The sequence below is a fragment of the Bradyrhizobium cytisi genome (assembly GCF_008123515.1).
GTDB classification, from domain to species: domain Bacteria; phylum Pseudomonadota; class Alphaproteobacteria; order Rhizobiales; family Xanthobacteraceae; genus Bradyrhizobium; species Bradyrhizobium cytisi.
In genome coordinates this window covers 1-842 of record NZ_VSSR01000180.1, presented here as the reverse complement: position 1 = coordinate 842, position 842 = coordinate 1, and the positions used below count along the sequence as shown (strand labels likewise).

1 protein-coding gene is annotated in these 842 nt (G+C 54.5%); it reads right to left on the bottom strand.

Going from position 1 to position 842, the window contains the following annotated elements; all coding sequences use genetic code 11:
* A partial coding sequence (locus FXB38_RS42455; protein WP_148756762.1) for a hypothetical protein occupies window positions 1–671 on the bottom strand: 671 nt, incomplete at its 3' end.
* Between the last annotated feature and the right edge of the window lie 171 nt (window positions 672–842).

The window sequence follows — 842 nt, the reverse complement described above, 5'->3', positions numbered from 1 at the left end:
CAAGAAAAGTGGGTACTAGCACCAGGCCACTGAAACACTGCAAGCGCGTCTTCAGCAAGTTGAAAACATCGTCTTGAAAACATGCGCTCCGTCCAGACGGAACGCAGGGCAGCTTCGACCGCTTCGCGGGGCGCCGCTGGATATCGTTTCAACAATTCCGTCACAAGCTCCTCAAATTGCGCGCCCTTTGGCTCCTTCGGTATGGAGCCAAACGACAATGGAAATTCCGGATTGCGATCTACATCGTAGTAGGCCTCGTACCGGTAGTCGTCGCTCATAACTTCGGAAACAACGCCGACCTCGAATGAAGCTTCTCGTATCCAGTCATAGCCCAATCTGCGCCACCAGTATTCCAAGACTTCAAGTTCTACGACCGTCGTCGATGGCCCGGCCTCACAGCAACCGATGTTGGGAGGATCACCGTAGTGCTGACCCCGGTGGCAGATGGCAGTTGCTACATCAGCGTCTTCCTTGAAGTAGGGCCGTGTAATCGCCAATCGAAACTGACGCCCACAGCGTTGACATGCGGCGAGAACCAGTACGGCCTCACGCGCATAAAAATTCGCGACCGCGTCGGGCTTGAAAGGCCCATAGCGCGGAACTGCTGACTCATCGAACCATGAGGGCTCTTCGCTTATGCGACTACGGATATCGGCGTAATTCGTATACAACGAGGCCTCCAAGACTGGCAGCCAATCTAAACAGGGTAGCGCCACTTCAACGCGCGCCGCAGGAAAAGCAAAGCTACGATGATCGCAATGGTGGCGAACCAGAGGAAAGCTGGAACGGACGATTGATTGTGGATGTGGGCGATGTACAGCACTAGTACCCACTTTTCTTGG